A 14,864-nucleotide genomic window follows, 5' to 3' on the forward strand; every position below is an offset into this window, starting at 1 on the left:
ATCGGGCCGGCGCCCGTTCTCGTTTTGATACCGTCTTCTGACCTTATTTCATGTTTTCCTCAAGTCGGCACCACCGGCGGGCGATTGGGCCTGCGGCAGGCGGATCCCCAACCTTGACCAGCCGTGCGATACGCGTACGAGAGCGGTTTCCTTTTTCCGGGGATCGATTATCCTCCCGATGTCCGGGAGGTATCGCGCTCAGCGAGCGGCCCGCGGCTGGGGGAGCCCATGAGCAGGAACGCGACATCGTCCGTCTCGCCGCCATCGGCCCAAGCTCCCCGCCTTTTGTCTTTTACAGCCGCTTCGACGATCTTCGCCTGCACGACGGTGCTGCTGCTGGCCGGCTGCCAAAAGCAGGAGGCGGCGGCCAAAAAACTGCCCATCATGGTGCGCACCGAGACAGTGGCGATGGCCGACTATGCGCCGAGAACCTCGCTGACCGGCGTGATCGCCGCGCGCACGTTGAACAATCTGTCGTTCCGGGTCGGCGGTCGCGTGGCCGAGCGGCTCGTCGATGTCGGCCAGCATGTCGACCAGGGCACGGTGCTTGCCCGTATCGATCCGCAGGAGCAGGAATCCGATCTGCGTTCGGCACAGGCCGATCTCGATGCCGCGCAGGCGCAGCTGACCCAGTCCGCCGCCGCCTTCGAGCGGCAGAAGACACTGCTGGCCCAGGGCTTCACCACGCGGCGCGACTATGACGCGGCCGACCAGGCGCAGAAGGTGGCGCAAGGCAGCGTCGATGCCGCGCGGAGCGCGTTCGCCAACGCCCAGCAAAACCTGTCCTTCACCGAGATCAAGGCAGGAGCCGCCGGCGTGATCACCGCCCGCCAGGTCGAAACCGGCCAGGTGGTGCAAGCGGCGCAAACCGTCTTCACCGTCGCCGAGGACGGTGACCGCGACGCGGTGTTCAACGTGCAGGAGACGCTGGTCGCCAGGACACCGGCATCGCCTGCGGTGACGATCACATTGTTGTCCGATCCACAGGTCAGGGCGACGGGCAAGGTGCGCGAAATTTCGCCGGCGGTTGATCCGGCCTCCGGTTCGGTCCGGGTCAAGGTCGGCATTCCCGACACGCCCGCCGGAATGCCGCTGGGGGCAGCCGTCATCGGTTCGGTCAGCGCCAAACAGGCGAAGGCTATTTTGCTGCCCTGGCAGGCGCTGACGTCCAGCGCCGGCAAGCCGGCGGTCTGGATCGTCGACCCCTCGACCAAGGCGGTGACGATGGCGCCGGTCGAGGTGCTGGCGTTCGGTTCCGGCACGGTGGCGATCGCCAAGGGACTGAACGAGGGCCAAAGCGTCGTCACCGCGGGCGGACAGTTGCTTAGCCCTGGACGGACCGTAGAGATATCCGGAGCAGGCCAATGAGCCGGCTGCCATCCATCCTGCTCGGCCTGTTCATGTTGGGCGCGCTCGCGTCCTGCTCGAAGTCCGATGAAAAGCCGCCCGAGATCATCCGGCCGGTGCTGTCGGTGGTGGTCGAGCCGCGCACCACGCAGATTTTCGGCTTTGCCGGCTCGGTCGAGCCGCAGGTCAGCGCCGACCTTGCTTTCCGTTTGCTTGGCCGGGTTGTCTCGCGCGATGTCAAGGTCGGCGACATCGTCAGCAAGGGCACGACGATCGCCACGCTCGATCCGACCGCGCTGGAGCTCGCTGTCCAGGCGGCCAAGGCGGAACTCTCCAACGCCGAGGCGCAGTTTGCCAACGCAGCCGCCAGCGAGGAGCGCCAGCGCCAGCTGCTTGCCGCGGCCAACACCACGCAAGCTGTCTTCGATGCCGCGCAGCAGGCACGCAAAGCGGCCGAGGCCAATGTGGAGCGGGCGAAGGCTTCGCTTGCCAAATCGCAGGAACAGCTTGGCTATGCCAGGCTGTTCTCGGACTTCGACGGCGTCGTCACGGCCGTCGGCGCCGAGGTCGGCCAGACGGTCTCGCCAGGCCAGACGGTCGTCACCGTGGCGCGCTCGGACCTGCGCGAGGCGGTGGTCGACATTCCCGACCAATTGACCGGCGATCTCGCGGCCGGCACGCCGTTCCAGATTATCCTGCAATCGCTGCCGACGATCCAGACCGAGGCCAAGCTGCGCGAGATCGCGCCGCAGTCCGAGGGCTCGACCCGCACCCGGCGCGTCAAGCTGACGCTCACCGATCCGCCGCAAGCCTTCCGGCTCGGCTCGACGGTGAGGGCGACGCGCATGACCAAGGTGACGCCGACGATCGAACTGCCCCTGTCGGCGCTGCTCGAAAAGGACGGTGCCGACAAGGTGTGGATCGTCGACCCACAGACATCGAGCGTGAGCGCGAAGGAAATCAAGGTGGCCGCGAAGGGTGCCGCCACCTTCATCGTCGCCGAGGGGCTTGAGGCCGGCATGCGCGTGGTCACCGCGGGCGTCCACAGCCTGAGCGAAGGCCAGAAGGTCAAAGTGCCGGAGGGCGGCGTCTGATGAAGGGCTTCAATCTCTCCGACTGGGCGCTCAGCCACCGCTCCATGGTCTGGTATTTCATGCTGGTCTTCGTGGTGGCCGGCGTGTTCTCGTACCTCAACCTCGGCCGTGAGGAAGACCCCAACTTCACCATCAAGACGATGATCATCCAGGCCAACTGGCCGGGCGCCTCGGTCAAGGAGACCGTGCAGCAGGTGACCGACCGTATCGAGAAGAAACTCGAGGAACTCGACAGCCTGGACTACACCAAGTCCGTCACCACCGCCGGCCAGACCGTCATCTTCGTCAACCTGAAGGACACCACCAAGGCACGCGATGTCGTGCCGAACTGGATTCAGGTGCGCAACATGGTCAACGACATCGCGGCGCAGTTTCCGCAAGGCGTGCAGGGACCGTTCTTCAACGACCGCTTCGGCGATGTCTACGGCAATATCTACGCCTTCACGTCGGACGGACTGACGCCGCGCCAGCTGCGCGACTATGTCGAGGACGCCCGCACCAAGATCCTCACCGTGCCCAATGCCGGCAAGGTCGATCTGGTCGGCGCGCAGGACGAGGCGATCTATCTCGAATTCTCGACCCGCCAGATCGCGGCACTCGGCCTCAACCAGCAGGCGATCGTGGCAAGCCTGCAGGCTCAAAACGCGATCACGCCGTCCGGCGTCATCCAGTCCGGACCGGAGCGCATCAGCGTGCGCGTCGGCGGCCAGTTCACCTCCGAGGACAGCCTTCGCGCCATCAATCTGCGCGTCAACGACCGCTTCTTCCGGCTAAGCGACGTGGCGACGATCACGCGCGGCTACGCCGATCCACCAACAGCACTGTTCCGCTTCAACGGCCAGGATGCCATCGGTCTCGCCATCGGCATGAAGCCCAACGCCAATCTGCTCGAATTCGGCGAAGCGCTGCACAAGGAGATGAACAAGGTGCTGGCCGACCTGCCGGTCGGCGTCGGCGTGCATCTGGTCGCCGACCAGCCGGTCATCGTCGAGGAGGCCGTCTCCGGCTTCACCCGCGCGCTGTTCGAGGCGGTGGCCATCGTGCTCGCGGTGTCGTTCATCAGCCTCGGCATGCGCGCCGGCTTCGTGGTGGCGCTGTCGATCCCGCTGGTGCTGGCCATCACCTTCACGGTCATGGCCTATCTCGGCATTTCGCTGCAGCGTATTTCATTGGGCGCGCTGATCATCGCGCTCGGGCTCCTGGTCGACGACGCGATGATCGCCGTCGAGATGATGGTGGCGCGGCTGGAGGTCGGCGACAATCTGCGCAAGGCGGCGACCTATGTCTACACCTCGACCGCCTTCCCGATGCTGACCGGCACGCTGGTGACCGTCGCCGGCTTCATCCCGATCGGCCTCAACAACAGCGCCGCCGGCGAATACACCTTCACGCTGTTCGTGGTGATCGCCGTGTCGCTTCTGGTGTCATGGATCGTGGCGGTGCTGTTTGCTCCACTACTTGGCGTCACCATCCTGCCGGCGACGATGAAGACCAAGCATCACGACCAGCCGGGCCGCTTCACCTCGCTGTTCCGGCGGGTGCTTGTCGGCTCGGTGCGCCATCACTGGCTGACCATCATCGCCACCGTGCTGTTGTTTGCCGGCTCGATCGCCGGCTTCGGCCTGGTGCAGCAGCAGTTCTTTCCGCCGTCGGACCGACCAGAGCTGATCGTCGACTGGAACCTGCCGCAGAATTCGTCGATCGCGGATACACGCGACCAGATGGAGCGCTTCGAGCAGCGGGCGCTGGTCGGCAATCCCGACATCGATCATTTCTCGTCCTATATCGGCCAGGGCGCGGTGCGCTTCGTGCTGGCCTATGACGTGCAGCCGGCCAACCCCTATTTCGGCCAGACCGTGATCGTCACCAAGAGCATCGAGGCGCGCAACCGGGTGAAGCCGGCGCTGGAAAAGCTGCTGCGCGAGGAGTTCGTCGGCACCGACGCCTTCGTCAAGCTGCTCGAACTCGGCCCGCCGGTCGGCCGCCCGGTGCAATACCGCGTCGGCGGACCCGACATCCAGACGGTGCGCGAGCTGGCGCAGCAATTCGCCGGCGTCATCTCGGCCAATCCGAGGCTCGCCGCGTCGACCTTCGACTGGAACGAGCCGCAACGCGTGCTGAGGGTCGACGTGCTGCAGGACAAGGCACGCCAGCTCGGCATCACCTCCTCCGACATCGCCAGCGCGCTCAACAGCACGGTCGGCGGCGCAACCATCACGCAGGTGCGCGACGCCACCTATCTGATCAATGTCGTGGCGCGCTCACGCGATGCCGAGCGCGGCTCGATCGGGACGCTGCAGAACATGCAGCTGCCGACCAGCAGCGGCGAGGCCATCCCGCTCGCGGCGGTGGCCAATTTCCGCTACGACCTCGAACAGCCGACCGTCTGGCGACGCGACCGCATTCCGACGATCACCGTGCGCGCCGGCCTCGTCGGCGATGTGCTGCCGGCCACGGTGGTCAACGAACTCAAGCCATCGGTCGATGCCTTCATTGCCAAGCTGCCGCCAGGCTATTCGGTCGAAACCGCCGGTTCGGTCGAGGAGAGCGCCAAAAGCCAAGGTCCGATCGCCGCCGTCGTGCCGTTGATGCTGTTCGTGATGGCGACCATCCTGATGGTGCAATTGCAAAGCTTCCAGCGCCTGTTCCTGGTGGTGGCGGTGGCGCCGCTCGGACTGATCGGCGTGGTGGCGGCCCTGGTGCCGAGCGGCGCCCCGCTCGGCTTCGTCGCCATCCTGGGCGTGCTGGCGCTGATCGGCATCCTGATCCGGAACTCGGTGATCCTGATCGTGCAGATCGAGGATCTTGTCCGCGAGGGCAAGGACCGTTGGGCGGCCGTCATCGAGGCGACCGAACACCGCATGCGGCCGATCGCGTTGACGGCGGCGGCAGCCAGCCTGGCGCTGATCCCGATCGCACGCGAAGTCTTCTGGGGGCCGATGGCCTATGCGATGATGGGCGGCATCATCGCGGGTACGGCGATCACGCTGCTGTTCCTGCCGGCACTCTACGTGACGTGGTTCCGGATCAAGGAGCCGAAAGCCCGGGATGAGCCACCCGTTCCGGATATCGGCGAACCAGTGCAAACTCCGGCCTAGGACGTAACCGGATCATTCATTGTCGTTGGAGGGTACAGGAAGTGATTTGGCGCGCTGCCACGGCGACGATTTGGAACTGCGCCAAGCATGCCAGCCCTTTGGCAAATCGACCAATTCCAGGATGCTTTCATCCCGCCGCAAAACATTTTGCAAGCTGACGAGCATTATCTCGCGTTCGTTCCAATCTCGAGTGTCGCTGCTGTGGAATTGCCAGCTGCCACCTTCATCGCTGTAGCTATCGTCGTCACCAGCTTCATGCACAACGTATGCGATCCAATCGCCACTTTTAAATATGCCTCGGTCCGATAGCACCGCCACGTTGGGTGGGTCTTCAAATCTCCATTGCTCCATGGAATCCCCCAAGACCGTCGATCTGTGCACAGAAGAACGAATTCAAACGGTTCTCACGAACCCCTCGCTCGCCCTCAGCAGATTGCGCGTATAATCCTTGGTGACATGGCGCTCGACAAGGTCGCTTGCGGTCAGATTCTCCACCGCCTCACCGCTCTGCATCACCATCAGCCGCTCGCACATATGGGTGATGATGGCGAGGTCGTGGCTGACCATCAGGAAGGTCAGCTTGCGCCGCCGGCGGACCTCTTCCAGCAAGTTGAGCACTTCCGCCTGCACCGAGGCATCGAGCGCCGAGGTCGGCTCGTCCAAGAGCAGGATCGAGGGTTCGAGGATGAGAGCGCGCGCGATCGCCACGCGCTGGCGCTGGCCGCCGGACAATTGATGCGAATAGCGGAAGCGGAAACCGTTGCCGAGGCCGACCTCGTCGAGCGCCCGCTGGATCCGTTTTTCGCCGTCGGAAAAGCCATGGATCGCCAGCGGCTCCTGCAGCAGGCGGTCGACGGTCTGGCGCGGGTGCAGCGAGCCATATGGATCCTGGAAGACCATCTGCACCTCGCGGTAGAAGGCCTTGTCGCGGCGCGTGCCAAGCGTCTTGCCGTTGACGGCGATGCTGCCGGAAGCGACCGGCGCAAGGCCTGCGATCGCCCTGAGCAGCGTCGATTTGCCGGAGCCGGATTCGCCGACAAGACCGAAGGATTCGCCCGGCTGCACGTCGAGGCTGACGCCCTTCAGCGCGCGAAAGCGGTCGAAGATCACTTCCAGCCCGTCGACCGCGATCGCTGATGTCATGCCGCCCACTCCGGCTTGCGGTCGAGCACCGGCAGCGGGTGACGGTCGGCGCCGATCTTGGGCATGCAGTTGAGCAGGCCGCGCGTGTAGGGATGCTGGGCCTGGCCGAGTTCGGAGGCCTTGAGCTGCTCGACCACCTTGCCGGCATACATGACGATGACGCGGTCGCAGAAGGACGAGACCAGGCGCAGATCGTGCGAGATGAAGATCAGGCCCATGCCGCGCTCGCTGACCAGCCGGTCGAGGATGCCGAGCACATCGAGCTGCACTGTGACGTCGAGCGCCGAGGTCGGTTCGTCGGCGATCATCATCTCCGGCCCGGCGATCAGCATCATGGCGATCATGGCGCGCTGGCCCATTCCGCCGGAGACTTCGTGCGGATGCAGGTCGAACACCCGCTTGGAGTCGCGGATCTGCACCGCCTCCAGCATGGCCAGCGCGCGCTCGCGTGCCTCGGCCTTGGAGACCTTCTCATGCGTGCGCAGCGTCTCGACGATCTGGCGGCCGATGCTCATCACCGGGTCGAGCGAATATTTCGGATCCTGCAGGATCATGGCGATGCGGTTGCCCCGCAGCGCGCGGCGTTCGCGCGGCGAGATGTCGAGCAGATCGATGCCGTCGAACGCCAGCTTGTTCGCCGATATCCTTGCCTGCGGCGGCGTCAGCCCCATGATGGCGCGGCCGGTCTGCGATTTTCCCGAGCCCGACTCGCCGACGATGCCGAGACGCTCGCGGCCAAGCGAGAACGAGACGCCGCGCACCGCCTCGATCAGGCCGGTGCGGGTCGGAAAGGTGACGTGCAGATCGTCGACCTCAAGCAGCGTCTTCGTCTCCCTGCTCATTGATCACCGCTCATTGGTCGCCACTCATTGGTCACCGCTCCGGGGATCGAGCGCGTCGCGCAGGCCATCGCCGAGCAGGTTGAAGCCAAGGCTGACGATGAGGATGGCGAAGCCCGGCGCACCGGCCACCCACCATTGGTCAAGGATGAAGCGACGGCCAGACGCGATCATGGTGCCCCATTCGGGCAATGGCGGCTGCGCACCGAGGCCGAGGAAGCCGAGGCCGGCGGCGGTCAGGATGATGCCGGCCATGTCGAGCGTCACCCTGACGATCAGGGAGGAGATGCAGAGCGGCATGATGTGACGCAGCACGATGCGGAAGGGCGAAGCCCCCATCAGCTGCACCGCCTTGATGTAGTCGGAATTGCGAACGGTGAGCGTTTCGGCGCGGGCGATGCGCGCGTAAGGCGGCCAGGAGGTGATGGCGATGGCAAGCACCGCGTTCTCGATGCCGGGGCCAAGCGCGGCGACGAAGGCAAGCGCCAGGACCAGCTTGGGAAAGGCGAGGAAGATGTCGGTGATGCGCATCAGGATGGCATCGGTCCAGCCGCCGGCATAGCCGGCGACGGTGCCGACCAGAAGACCGATGGGCGCCGCGATGATGGCAACCAGGATGACCACATAGAGTGTCCAGCGCGAGCCGTAGAGGATGCGCGAAAGAATATCGCGGCCGAGATCGTCGGTGCCGAACCAGTGCTCGGCGCTCGGCGCCAGCAGCCGCGCGTTCTTGAGATCGCCGAAGGTTGGCGAATAGGGAGCCAGCACGCCGGCAAGGGCGGCAATAACCAGCAAGGCGATGATGATGAGCAGGCCGACGAAGGCCAGCCGGTTGGCGGAAAACCGCCGCCAGGCGACATAGGCGCGGCCGAGCCTTGCCTGCATGCGCGATGCCGGCCGCTCGCTGAGCAGCCAGTCGCGCCGGGAGAGGGGGCGAACGTCGGAGGCGGTCATGTCGATGCCTCTTGAAGGTGTCGACCCCCACTCCGGTCTGCTTCGCAGACCACCTCTCCCCCGTTCGACGGGGGAGAGGAAATGCCCCGAGCGTACGTCCGGGTTTTCCTCTCCCCCCGGCAGGGGGAGAGGTGGCCCGAAGGGCCGGAGTGGGGGTGGTTGGCCGCAACCGAGCCCGAAAGTGGGATACCTTTGCTCATTGAACCTTCGTCCTCGGATCGAGGACGCGGTAGAGCAGGTCGGACAGGAGGTTGATGGCTATGAACACCGAGCCGATGACGATGGTGCCGCCGAGCACGGCGTTCATATCGGCATTCTGGAGTGAATTGGTGATGTAGAGGCCGATGCCCGGCCAGGAGAAGACGGTCTCGGTCAGCACCGAGCCTTCGAGCAGTCCGGCATAGGAGAGCGCGATCACTGTCACCATCGGCACGGCGGCGTTGCGCAGCGCATGGCCCCAGATGATGCGCGTTTCCGACAGGCCCTTGGCGCGCGCGGCGACGATGTATTCCTGGGCGAGTTCGTTGAGCATGAACGAGCGCGTCATGCGGCTGATATAAGCGAGCGAAAAGTAGCCGAGCAGCGAGGCCGGCAGGATGATGTGCCGGAAGGCGTCGTAAAAGACATCCCACTGCCCCTGCATCGCCGAATCGAGAAGGTAGAAGCCGGTGATCGGCGTGAAGGTGTATTCGTAGACGACGTCGAGCCGGGCCGGAAAAGCCACCCATTGCAGCTTGGCGTAGAACAGGACGAGCCCGAGCAGGCCGAGCCAGAAGATCGGCACGGAGTAGCCGATCAGGCCGATGACGCGAACGATCTGGTCGATGAGGCTGCCTCGCCTGACCGCTGCCAGCACGCCGAGCGGTACGCCAAGCAGCGCGCCGATCAACGTTCCGAGCGTCGCCAGTTCGGTCGTTGCCGGAAGCGCACGACGGATGTCGGTCATGACCGGATTGGTGGTCAGCACCGAAGTGCCGAAATCGCCACTCAACGCGTGTTTCACATAGATGTAGAATTGCTCGATCAATGGCAGGTCGAGACCCATCTCGCGGCGCGTGCGTTCGACGACATTGGCCGGCGCCCGGTCACCGAGCACCGCCAGCACCGGGTCGATCGGGATGACGCGGCCAATGAAGAAGGTCACCGCGAGCAGACCAAGATAGGTCGTCACCGCGATGACCAGGAAGCGGCCGAGCGACGACGCAAGTGCATAGGCGCGGGCGCCGCCGCGCCCGCCCTCGTTTTCAACTGCGCTCATGCTGCGCGTCCGCCGGCGTTATTCCTTGGAAACCGGCCCGACGAAGTTGGTGTCGAAGCTCGGACCGAGCGCAAAGCCCTTGAGGTTCTTGCGCAGGCCAGCCACTTCCAGCTGCTGGTGGATGACGACGAAGGGGCTGGTGTCGAGGATCTTCTTCTCCAGATCCTTGTACATATCGGCGCGCTTGCCCGAATCCTTCTCCAGCAGGGCCGCTTCCGTCTGCTTGGTCAGATCCGGAATGTCCCAGGCGTTGCGCCAGGCCAATGTCTTGGACTTGCCCGCATCCGAATTGTCCGGGTTCGAGGCAAAGGTCTGGGCGTTGGAGTTCGGGTCGAAATAGTCCTGGCCCCACTGGCCGATATAGATGTCGTGGTTGCGGGCGCGGTACTTGGTCAGCGTCTGCTTGCCGTCACCGGGGATGATTTCCAACTTGATGCCGGCCTGGCCGAGCGTCTGCTGGATCGATTCCGCCATGCCGGTCGTCGGCTGGCCGGTGCGTACGTCCATGGTGACGCTGAAGCCGTCGGGCAGGCCTGCCTTGGCCAGCAACTCCTTGGCCTTGGCGACGTCGAGCTTGAACGGGTTCTCGTCCAGTTCGCCGAGCACGCCCTTGGGCAGGAAGGTCTGGTGGATTTCGCCGATGCCCTTGAGGATGGTCGAGCTCAAAGCGTCGTAGTCGACGAGATATTTGAAGGCCTGGCGAACCTCTGGTTTGGCCAGATTCGGGTTCTTCTGGTTGAGGCTGATGTAATAGACCGTTCCTTTCGGCGCGCTGGTGGTGGTGAGGTCGGCGTTCTTGGCGATCGCGTCGAGGTCGTTCGGCTCGAGATTGCGGGCGACGTCGATGTCGCCGGCTTCGAGCGCCAGGCGCTGGGCCGAGCTTTCCTTCATGTTGCGGTAGATGACGCGGGCGAGCTTGGCCTTCTCGCCGTAGTAATTGTCGTTGCGCTCCATGACGACGGCTTCGTTGGCGCGCCATTCGCGCAGCTTGAAGGCACCGGAGCCGGCATAGCCTGTCTTCAGCCAGGCATTGCCGAAGTCGTTGTCCCATTTGTAGTCGGCGCTCGGCGTGACCGCGGCGACATGTTCCTTGACCAGCTTGGCATCGACCACCGAAGCGACGGTTGCCGAGAGGCAGTTCAGCACGAAGCTTGGCGCATAAGCCTTGTCGACGGTGAACTGGAAGGTGGTGTCGTCGACCGCCTTGGCCTTTTCGGTGACGTTGTCGCCGCTGATGCCGAACTGGTCGATGATGAAGGCCGGGCTCTTGTCCAGCTTGACGGCGCGCTCGAACGAATAGGCGACATCGGCCGCGGTGATCGGGTTGCCGGAGGCGAACTTCAGGCCGGGCTTGAGCTTGAATGTGTAGGTAAGACCATCGTCCGAAACGGTCCAGCTCTCAGCGAGATCGGGCTTGACCTTGGAGGTGTCGCTGAGATCGAGACGGACCAGCAGATCGTAGGTGTTGCCGGTGACCTCGGCGGTCGACAGCTCGAACGCCTCGCCCGGATCCATGGAGATGATGTCATCGATCGCGAAACCTTCGACCAGCGTATCTGCGGGCGTGACCGCACCTGCCGGCGCGCCGGCCAGAAGCAGCGCGGACATGGCGGCACCCGCGAGCAAGATGCGGGAGCGTAGAGCAAACTTTTCCATCATCATGGTGATTGTTCCCTGTTTTGTTGACCTGAGTTCCCGGCTCAGGGTTGCAGTATTCTTTTTCGGGGCCGGCCATGGCCCTCTGCCCACTTACCGTCGTGGTTTTTGTCCAGTTGGTCAACACCATATCCGGCGACTTCGTGGCGGGCAACGCGCATTTATGCGACGGTTCATTGGACCAGAATGGCAGGCGGCATGGCGACGCATACACAGTCCAATCGGGCCCGCGTGTCGAGAAAAATCTGCCAATTTCGGCGCTATTTCAGCGCGGTAACCAGGCCGGCGTCGGGAAAGCAGGTCGAGGCCTGCCCGTTCTTGGCCTGCCATTTGCCGATCGAACGGCGGGTCTTGAAGCCGGGCAGGCCGTCGGCGCTGCCGACGTCATAGCCCTTGGCCTCCAGGGTCCGCTGCAGTGCGGCTATGTCGGAGCGGTGGAGATCGCCGACCGGACCCCAGGCGCCGGAAAAATTGGAGTCGCCGTGGGCGATACGGTCGGCGCCATGGCCGATGAACAGCGCGTAGAGGTCGCTGGTGTTGTATTCCTTCAGCACGTAGAAATTGGGCGTGGCGATGAACGCAGGCCCGCTGCGGCCGGCCGGCATGAGCAGGAAGCCCTCGGCCTTCAGCTCGCTCGCCGGAAACGGCTTTCCGCCGACACGCTTGATGCCCAGCGCTGCCCATTGCGAGATCTTCTTGCCCTGGTCGGGGCCTTCCAGCGAACAGGAGACCGTCTCGGGCACGGTCACCTCGAAACCCCAGCCACGGCCCTTCACCCAGCCATAATGGACGAGATAGTTGGCGATCGAAGCAAGCACGTCCGGCGTCGAGTTCCAGATGTCGACGCGTCCGTCGCCGTCGAAATCCACGGCATGCTTGAGGAACGAGGTCGGCATGAATTGCGGCTGGCCAAGTGCGCCGGCCCAGGACGATTTCATCGCGCCGACCGGGGCGAGCCCGCGCTCGACGATTTCGAGCGCGGCCAAAAGCTCGGTGCGGAAGAAATCCTTCTTGGTCGACATGAACGCCTTGGTGCCGAGCACCTCGAAGGCGTCGTAAGGCATCTTCGCCGCACCGAAGCCGGTCTCGCGGCCCCAGATCGCCAGCAGAATCTCGCCGGGCACGCCATAGCGTTTTTCGATCGCGGCAATCGTCTTGGCGTTGGCGGTTTCGCGCGCGCGTCCGCCCGCTGTGACCGCGCCAATGGTCTTCTCGGCGAAATAGGCACCGGGCGAACCGAATTCGGCCTGATGCTGCTTCTGCGGCGTCTTCGGCTTCTCGCCTGGCATGACAAGGTCGGGCAGCTTCAGATTGGGTTTGATGCCGTCGAAGGCGGCGTCGAAGGTGTTTTTCGAGATGCCTTGGGCCTTGGCTTGCGGCCAGAGGTCGTTCTGCAGCCAGGCGCGGAACTGGTCGTCGATCTTGGCGGCGGAGGCGGGAAGGGTGAGAAAAATCGAGGCCAGTACTAATACAAAGGTGGCGATGATTGATTTGTGAGGCGTGCGCTCTACGAGGCCCCCCTCTGTCCTGCCGGACATCTCCCCCTCAAGGGGGGAGATCGGCAGCTTCAGCTCCAGCTCTCTCCTTGCAACGTTGGAGATTAGCGAAGGTCGTGATGACGGCCGATCTCCCCCCTTGAGGGGGAGATGTCCGGCAGGACAGAGGGGGGCGCCGTAGGGTGCTGTCATTTCAGAACCACCCCCCGTCAAAACGCCGTCCGCGACCTAAGCGCAGCCGCCAGCGTGCCTTCGTCGAGATAGTCGAGTTCGCCGCCGACCGGCACGCCATGCGCAAGGCGCGTCACCTTGATGTCGAAGCCGGACAGTTGGTCGGTGAGGTAGTGCGCTGTGGTCTGGCCCTCGACCGTGGCGTTGACGGCAAGGATGATTTCCTTGACCTCGCCGCCGGCGACGCGGTCGATCAAGGAGCGGATGTTGAGCTGGTCGGGGCCGACGCCGTCGAGCGGCGACAGTGTGCCGCCGAGCACGTGATAGCGCACGTTCATCGCCGCCGCCCGCTCCAGCGCCCAGAGATCCGAGACGTCCTCGACGACGATCAAGGTGGTGGCGTCGCGGCGCGGATCGGTGCAGATCATGCAAGGGTCCGAGGTGTCGACATTGCCGCAAGTGGAACAGATGCGCACCTTGTCGGCGGCTTCGCCCATGGCGGCGGCGAGCGGCGACAGGAGCTGCTCCTTCTTCTTGATCAGATGGAGAGCCGCACGCCTGGCCGAACGGGGGCCAAGACCCGGCACCTTGGCCAGGAGTTGGATCAGGCGTTCGATCTCGGGACCGGCGATTCGTTTCGACATCGCTCTGATCTAGGATTTTTCAGAGCGCTTTGGAACATCCCGCGGCAGCGCATGACGCCCCATGCTGCCATGCGACGCGGATCAATTGGTTTCGAGCGGGCGGCCCTGGCTGACGATCATCGCGCCAATGGCGTCGGTGTTTTCGGGCGTCGACTGGAATCCCATGGACGCCTCTTGCGGTTCGCCCTGGACCGAACTGATGATTTTTTTGTTCAAGGTTCCGCCGAAACGGGCGGCATCCGGTTCTTCCATCGGCTCCTGCATGGCAACTGCCACCGGCTTCGATGCGACGCGGGCAGACTTCGCCGAGGGTGCCGCGGCCGCAGTCACGTAGGTCTGCTGGTCAGGGGCAGTGGCCATCTTGAACGGGCGCGCCGGTTCGACTGCCGCAGTCACATAGGCCTGTTGTATTGGGGCCCGTTGTGTTGGGGCCTGCTGCTGTGCCGGGGCGTTGCGAACAAGCTTCCTGTCCGAGCGAACCGGCTCCGCCGAGGCAACCATCGTGACCGGGACGGCCGGCTTTTCTGTCTCCACCGAGGCAACCATCGGCTCATCGGGCAGCGGCTGCCAGTTGCGGCCACGTTTCTCGTAGAAGGCGTTCCCGCCGGCAACCATGGTGTAGTGCATGTTCTTGTAGGGGAAGCGCAGCCCCGCCGTGTGGAAATACATGGTGTTCTTGAGCTTGGCCTTGCGCTCGCCCTTGAGCACGGCGTCGGCGGCTTCCTCGACATCGGGCATTGCGCGCGAATTCATCTGCCTTGTCATGACGCCGGGCGCGAACTGTCCAGGCTCGCCCACCACCTGGCAAATGGTGCTGCCATGGTTGCCGGAGCGCAGCCGGTTCATCACCACGGTGCCGACGGCGATCATGCCGTCGCGGCTCGAGCGGTTGGATTCGAAGAACATCGCCCTTTCCAGGCATTCCCTGTCCTTCGGCGTGTGGCTGTAGGCGCGCGAACTGAGGAAACTCGGCGTGATGGCGTCAGTCAGGCTGGCAACGGACATGCCGTGCGACGTGGTCTGGCTGCATGCAGCCAAGAACAGCGGAGAGGTAACGACGCCGAGCAACAGCGGCGCCTTCCATCGCGTGACAATCAACAGGTAACCCTCTCACTTCACTTCGATGCCCGCCCCAGGCTGCGGCAAGAATGAGACACTTTCGGG

The 14,864-nt window shown here is 64.2% G+C and carries 12 protein-coding genes; 3 read left to right on the plus strand and 9 right to left on the minus strand.

The window, feature by feature from the left end; all coding sequences use genetic code 11:
• Nucleotides 1-228: 228 nt before the first annotated feature.
• Genes FJ978_RS03160 through FJ978_RS03170 form a run of 3 tightly spaced genes read left to right on the plus strand, consistent with a single transcriptional unit; the run spans nt 229 to nt 5,539 of the window.
• Entirely contained in the window at nt 229-1,368 is a 1,140-nt protein-coding gene (locus tag FJ978_RS03160; protein ID WP_140570140.1) for an efflux RND transporter periplasmic adaptor subunit, read from the plus strand.
• Nucleotides 1,365-2,441, plus strand: a complete 1,077-nt coding sequence (locus tag FJ978_RS03165) for an efflux RND transporter periplasmic adaptor subunit (protein ID WP_140570143.1) — start codon at nt 1,365-1,367, stop codon at nt 2,439-2,441. Before FJ978_RS03160 ends, FJ978_RS03165 begins: the two co-directional genes overlap by 4 nt.
• Complete coding sequence (locus FJ978_RS03170; RefSeq protein WP_140570146.1) at nt 2,441-5,539, plus strand: efflux RND transporter permease subunit; 3,099 nt, start codon at nt 2,441-2,443, stop codon at nt 5,537-5,539. The genes FJ978_RS03165 and FJ978_RS03170 overlap by 1 nt, the downstream gene beginning before the upstream one ends.
• A gap of 12 nt (nt 5,540-5,551) precedes the next feature.
• Here the strand turns inward: FJ978_RS03170 and FJ978_RS03175 are convergent, their stop codons facing one another.
• The 9 genes from FJ978_RS03175 to FJ978_RS03215 form a co-directional block, all read right to left on the minus strand.
• Nucleotides 5,552-5,890 (minus strand): hypothetical protein, encoded by a 339-nt coding sequence (locus FJ978_RS03175; protein WP_140570149.1) that lies wholly within the window; start codon nt 5,888-5,890, stop codon nt 5,552-5,554.
• Nucleotides 5,891-5,932: 42 nt separating this feature from the next.
• Nucleotides 5,933-6,682, minus strand: a complete 750-nt coding sequence (locus tag FJ978_RS03180) for an ABC transporter ATP-binding protein (RefSeq protein ID WP_013891296.1) — start codon at nt 6,680-6,682, stop codon at nt 5,933-5,935.
• Nucleotides 6,679-7,524, minus strand: coding sequence for an ABC transporter ATP-binding protein (locus FJ978_RS03185; RefSeq protein WP_140570151.1), 846 nt, complete (start codon nt 7,522-7,524; stop codon nt 6,679-6,681). Before FJ978_RS03185 ends, FJ978_RS03180 begins: the two co-directional genes overlap by 4 nt.
• Nucleotides 7,525-7,548: 24 nt before the next feature.
• The gene (nikC, locus tag FJ978_RS03190; protein WP_013891298.1) at nt 7,549-8,475 is read right to left on the minus strand and encodes a nickel transporter permease; all 927 of its coding nucleotides are present in this window, start codon (nt 8,473-8,475) and stop codon (nt 7,549-7,551) included.
• A 196-nt stretch (nt 8,476-8,671) separates the two neighbouring features.
• Complete coding sequence (locus FJ978_RS03195; protein WP_013891299.1) at nt 8,672-9,733, minus strand: ABC transporter permease; 1,062 nt, start codon at nt 9,731-9,733, stop codon at nt 8,672-8,674.
• An 18-nt stretch (nt 9,734-9,751) separates the two neighbouring features.
• A complete protein-coding gene (locus FJ978_RS03200) occupies nt 9,752-11,395 on the minus strand; it encodes an ABC transporter substrate-binding protein (RefSeq protein ID WP_140570154.1) in 1,644 nt (547 codons plus the stop codon).
• A gap of 254 nt (nt 11,396-11,649) precedes the next feature.
• Nucleotides 11,650-12,927, minus strand: a complete 1,278-nt coding sequence (locus FJ978_RS03205) for a lytic murein transglycosylase (RefSeq protein WP_140570157.1) — start codon at nt 12,925-12,927, stop codon at nt 11,650-11,652.
• A gap of 167 nt (nt 12,928-13,094) precedes the next feature.
• Complete coding sequence (gene recR, locus FJ978_RS03210; RefSeq protein ID WP_013891302.1) at nt 13,095-13,700, minus strand: recombination mediator RecR; 606 nt, start codon at nt 13,698-13,700, stop codon at nt 13,095-13,097.
• Nucleotides 13,701-13,781: 81 nt separating this feature from the next.
• On the minus strand, nt 13,782-14,798 hold the full coding sequence (locus FJ978_RS03215; protein ID WP_140570159.1) for a cell wall hydrolase: 1,017 nt from the start codon (nt 14,796-14,798) through the stop codon (nt 13,782-13,784).
• Nucleotides 14,799-14,864 lie beyond the last annotated feature (66 nt).

The sequence above is a fragment of the Mesorhizobium sp. B1-1-7 genome, assembly GCF_006442705.1.
GTDB lineage: Bacteria > Pseudomonadota > Alphaproteobacteria > Rhizobiales > Rhizobiaceae > Mesorhizobium > Mesorhizobium opportunistum.

Excerpts from the sequence above, each read along its gene's own strand:
- FJ978_RS03195 (WP_013891299.1), bottom strand. The coding sequence starts at position 9,733 with ATGAGCGCAGTTGAAAACGAGGGCGGGCGCGGCGGCGCCCGCGCCTAT.
- nikC (WP_013891298.1), bottom strand. The coding sequence starts at position 8,475 with ATGACCGCCTCCGACGTTCGCCCCCTCTCCCGGCGCGACTGGCTGCTC.
- FJ978_RS03175 (WP_140570149.1), bottom strand. The coding sequence starts at position 5,890 with ATGGAGCAATGGAGATTTGAAGACCCACCCAACGTGGCGGTGCTATCG.
- FJ978_RS03165 (WP_140570143.1), top strand. The coding sequence starts at position 1,365 with ATGAGCCGGCTGCCATCCATCCTGCTCGGCCTGTTCATGTTGGGCGCG.
- FJ978_RS03160 (WP_140570140.1), top strand. The coding sequence starts at position 229 with ATGAGCAGGAACGCGACATCGTCCGTCTCGCCGCCATCGGCCCAAGCT.
- recR (WP_013891302.1), bottom strand. The coding sequence starts at position 13,700 with ATGTCGAAACGAATCGCCGGTCCCGAGATCGAACGCCTGATCCAACTC.
- FJ978_RS03180 (WP_013891296.1), bottom strand. The coding sequence starts at position 6,682 with ATGACATCAGCGATCGCGGTCGACGGGCTGGAAGTGATCTTCGACCGC.
- FJ978_RS03170 (WP_140570146.1), top strand. The coding sequence starts at position 2,441 with ATGAAGGGCTTCAATCTCTCCGACTGGGCGCTCAGCCACCGCTCCATG.
- FJ978_RS03205 (WP_140570157.1), bottom strand. The coding sequence starts at position 12,927 with ATGTCCGGCAGGACAGAGGGGGGCCTCGTAGAGCGCACGCCTCACAAA.
- FJ978_RS03185 (WP_140570151.1), bottom strand. The coding sequence starts at position 7,524 with ATGAGCAGGGAGACGAAGACGCTGCTTGAGGTCGACGATCTGCACGTC.
- FJ978_RS03200 (WP_140570154.1), bottom strand. The coding sequence starts at position 11,395 with ATGATGATGGAAAAGTTTGCTCTACGCTCCCGCATCTTGCTCGCGGGT.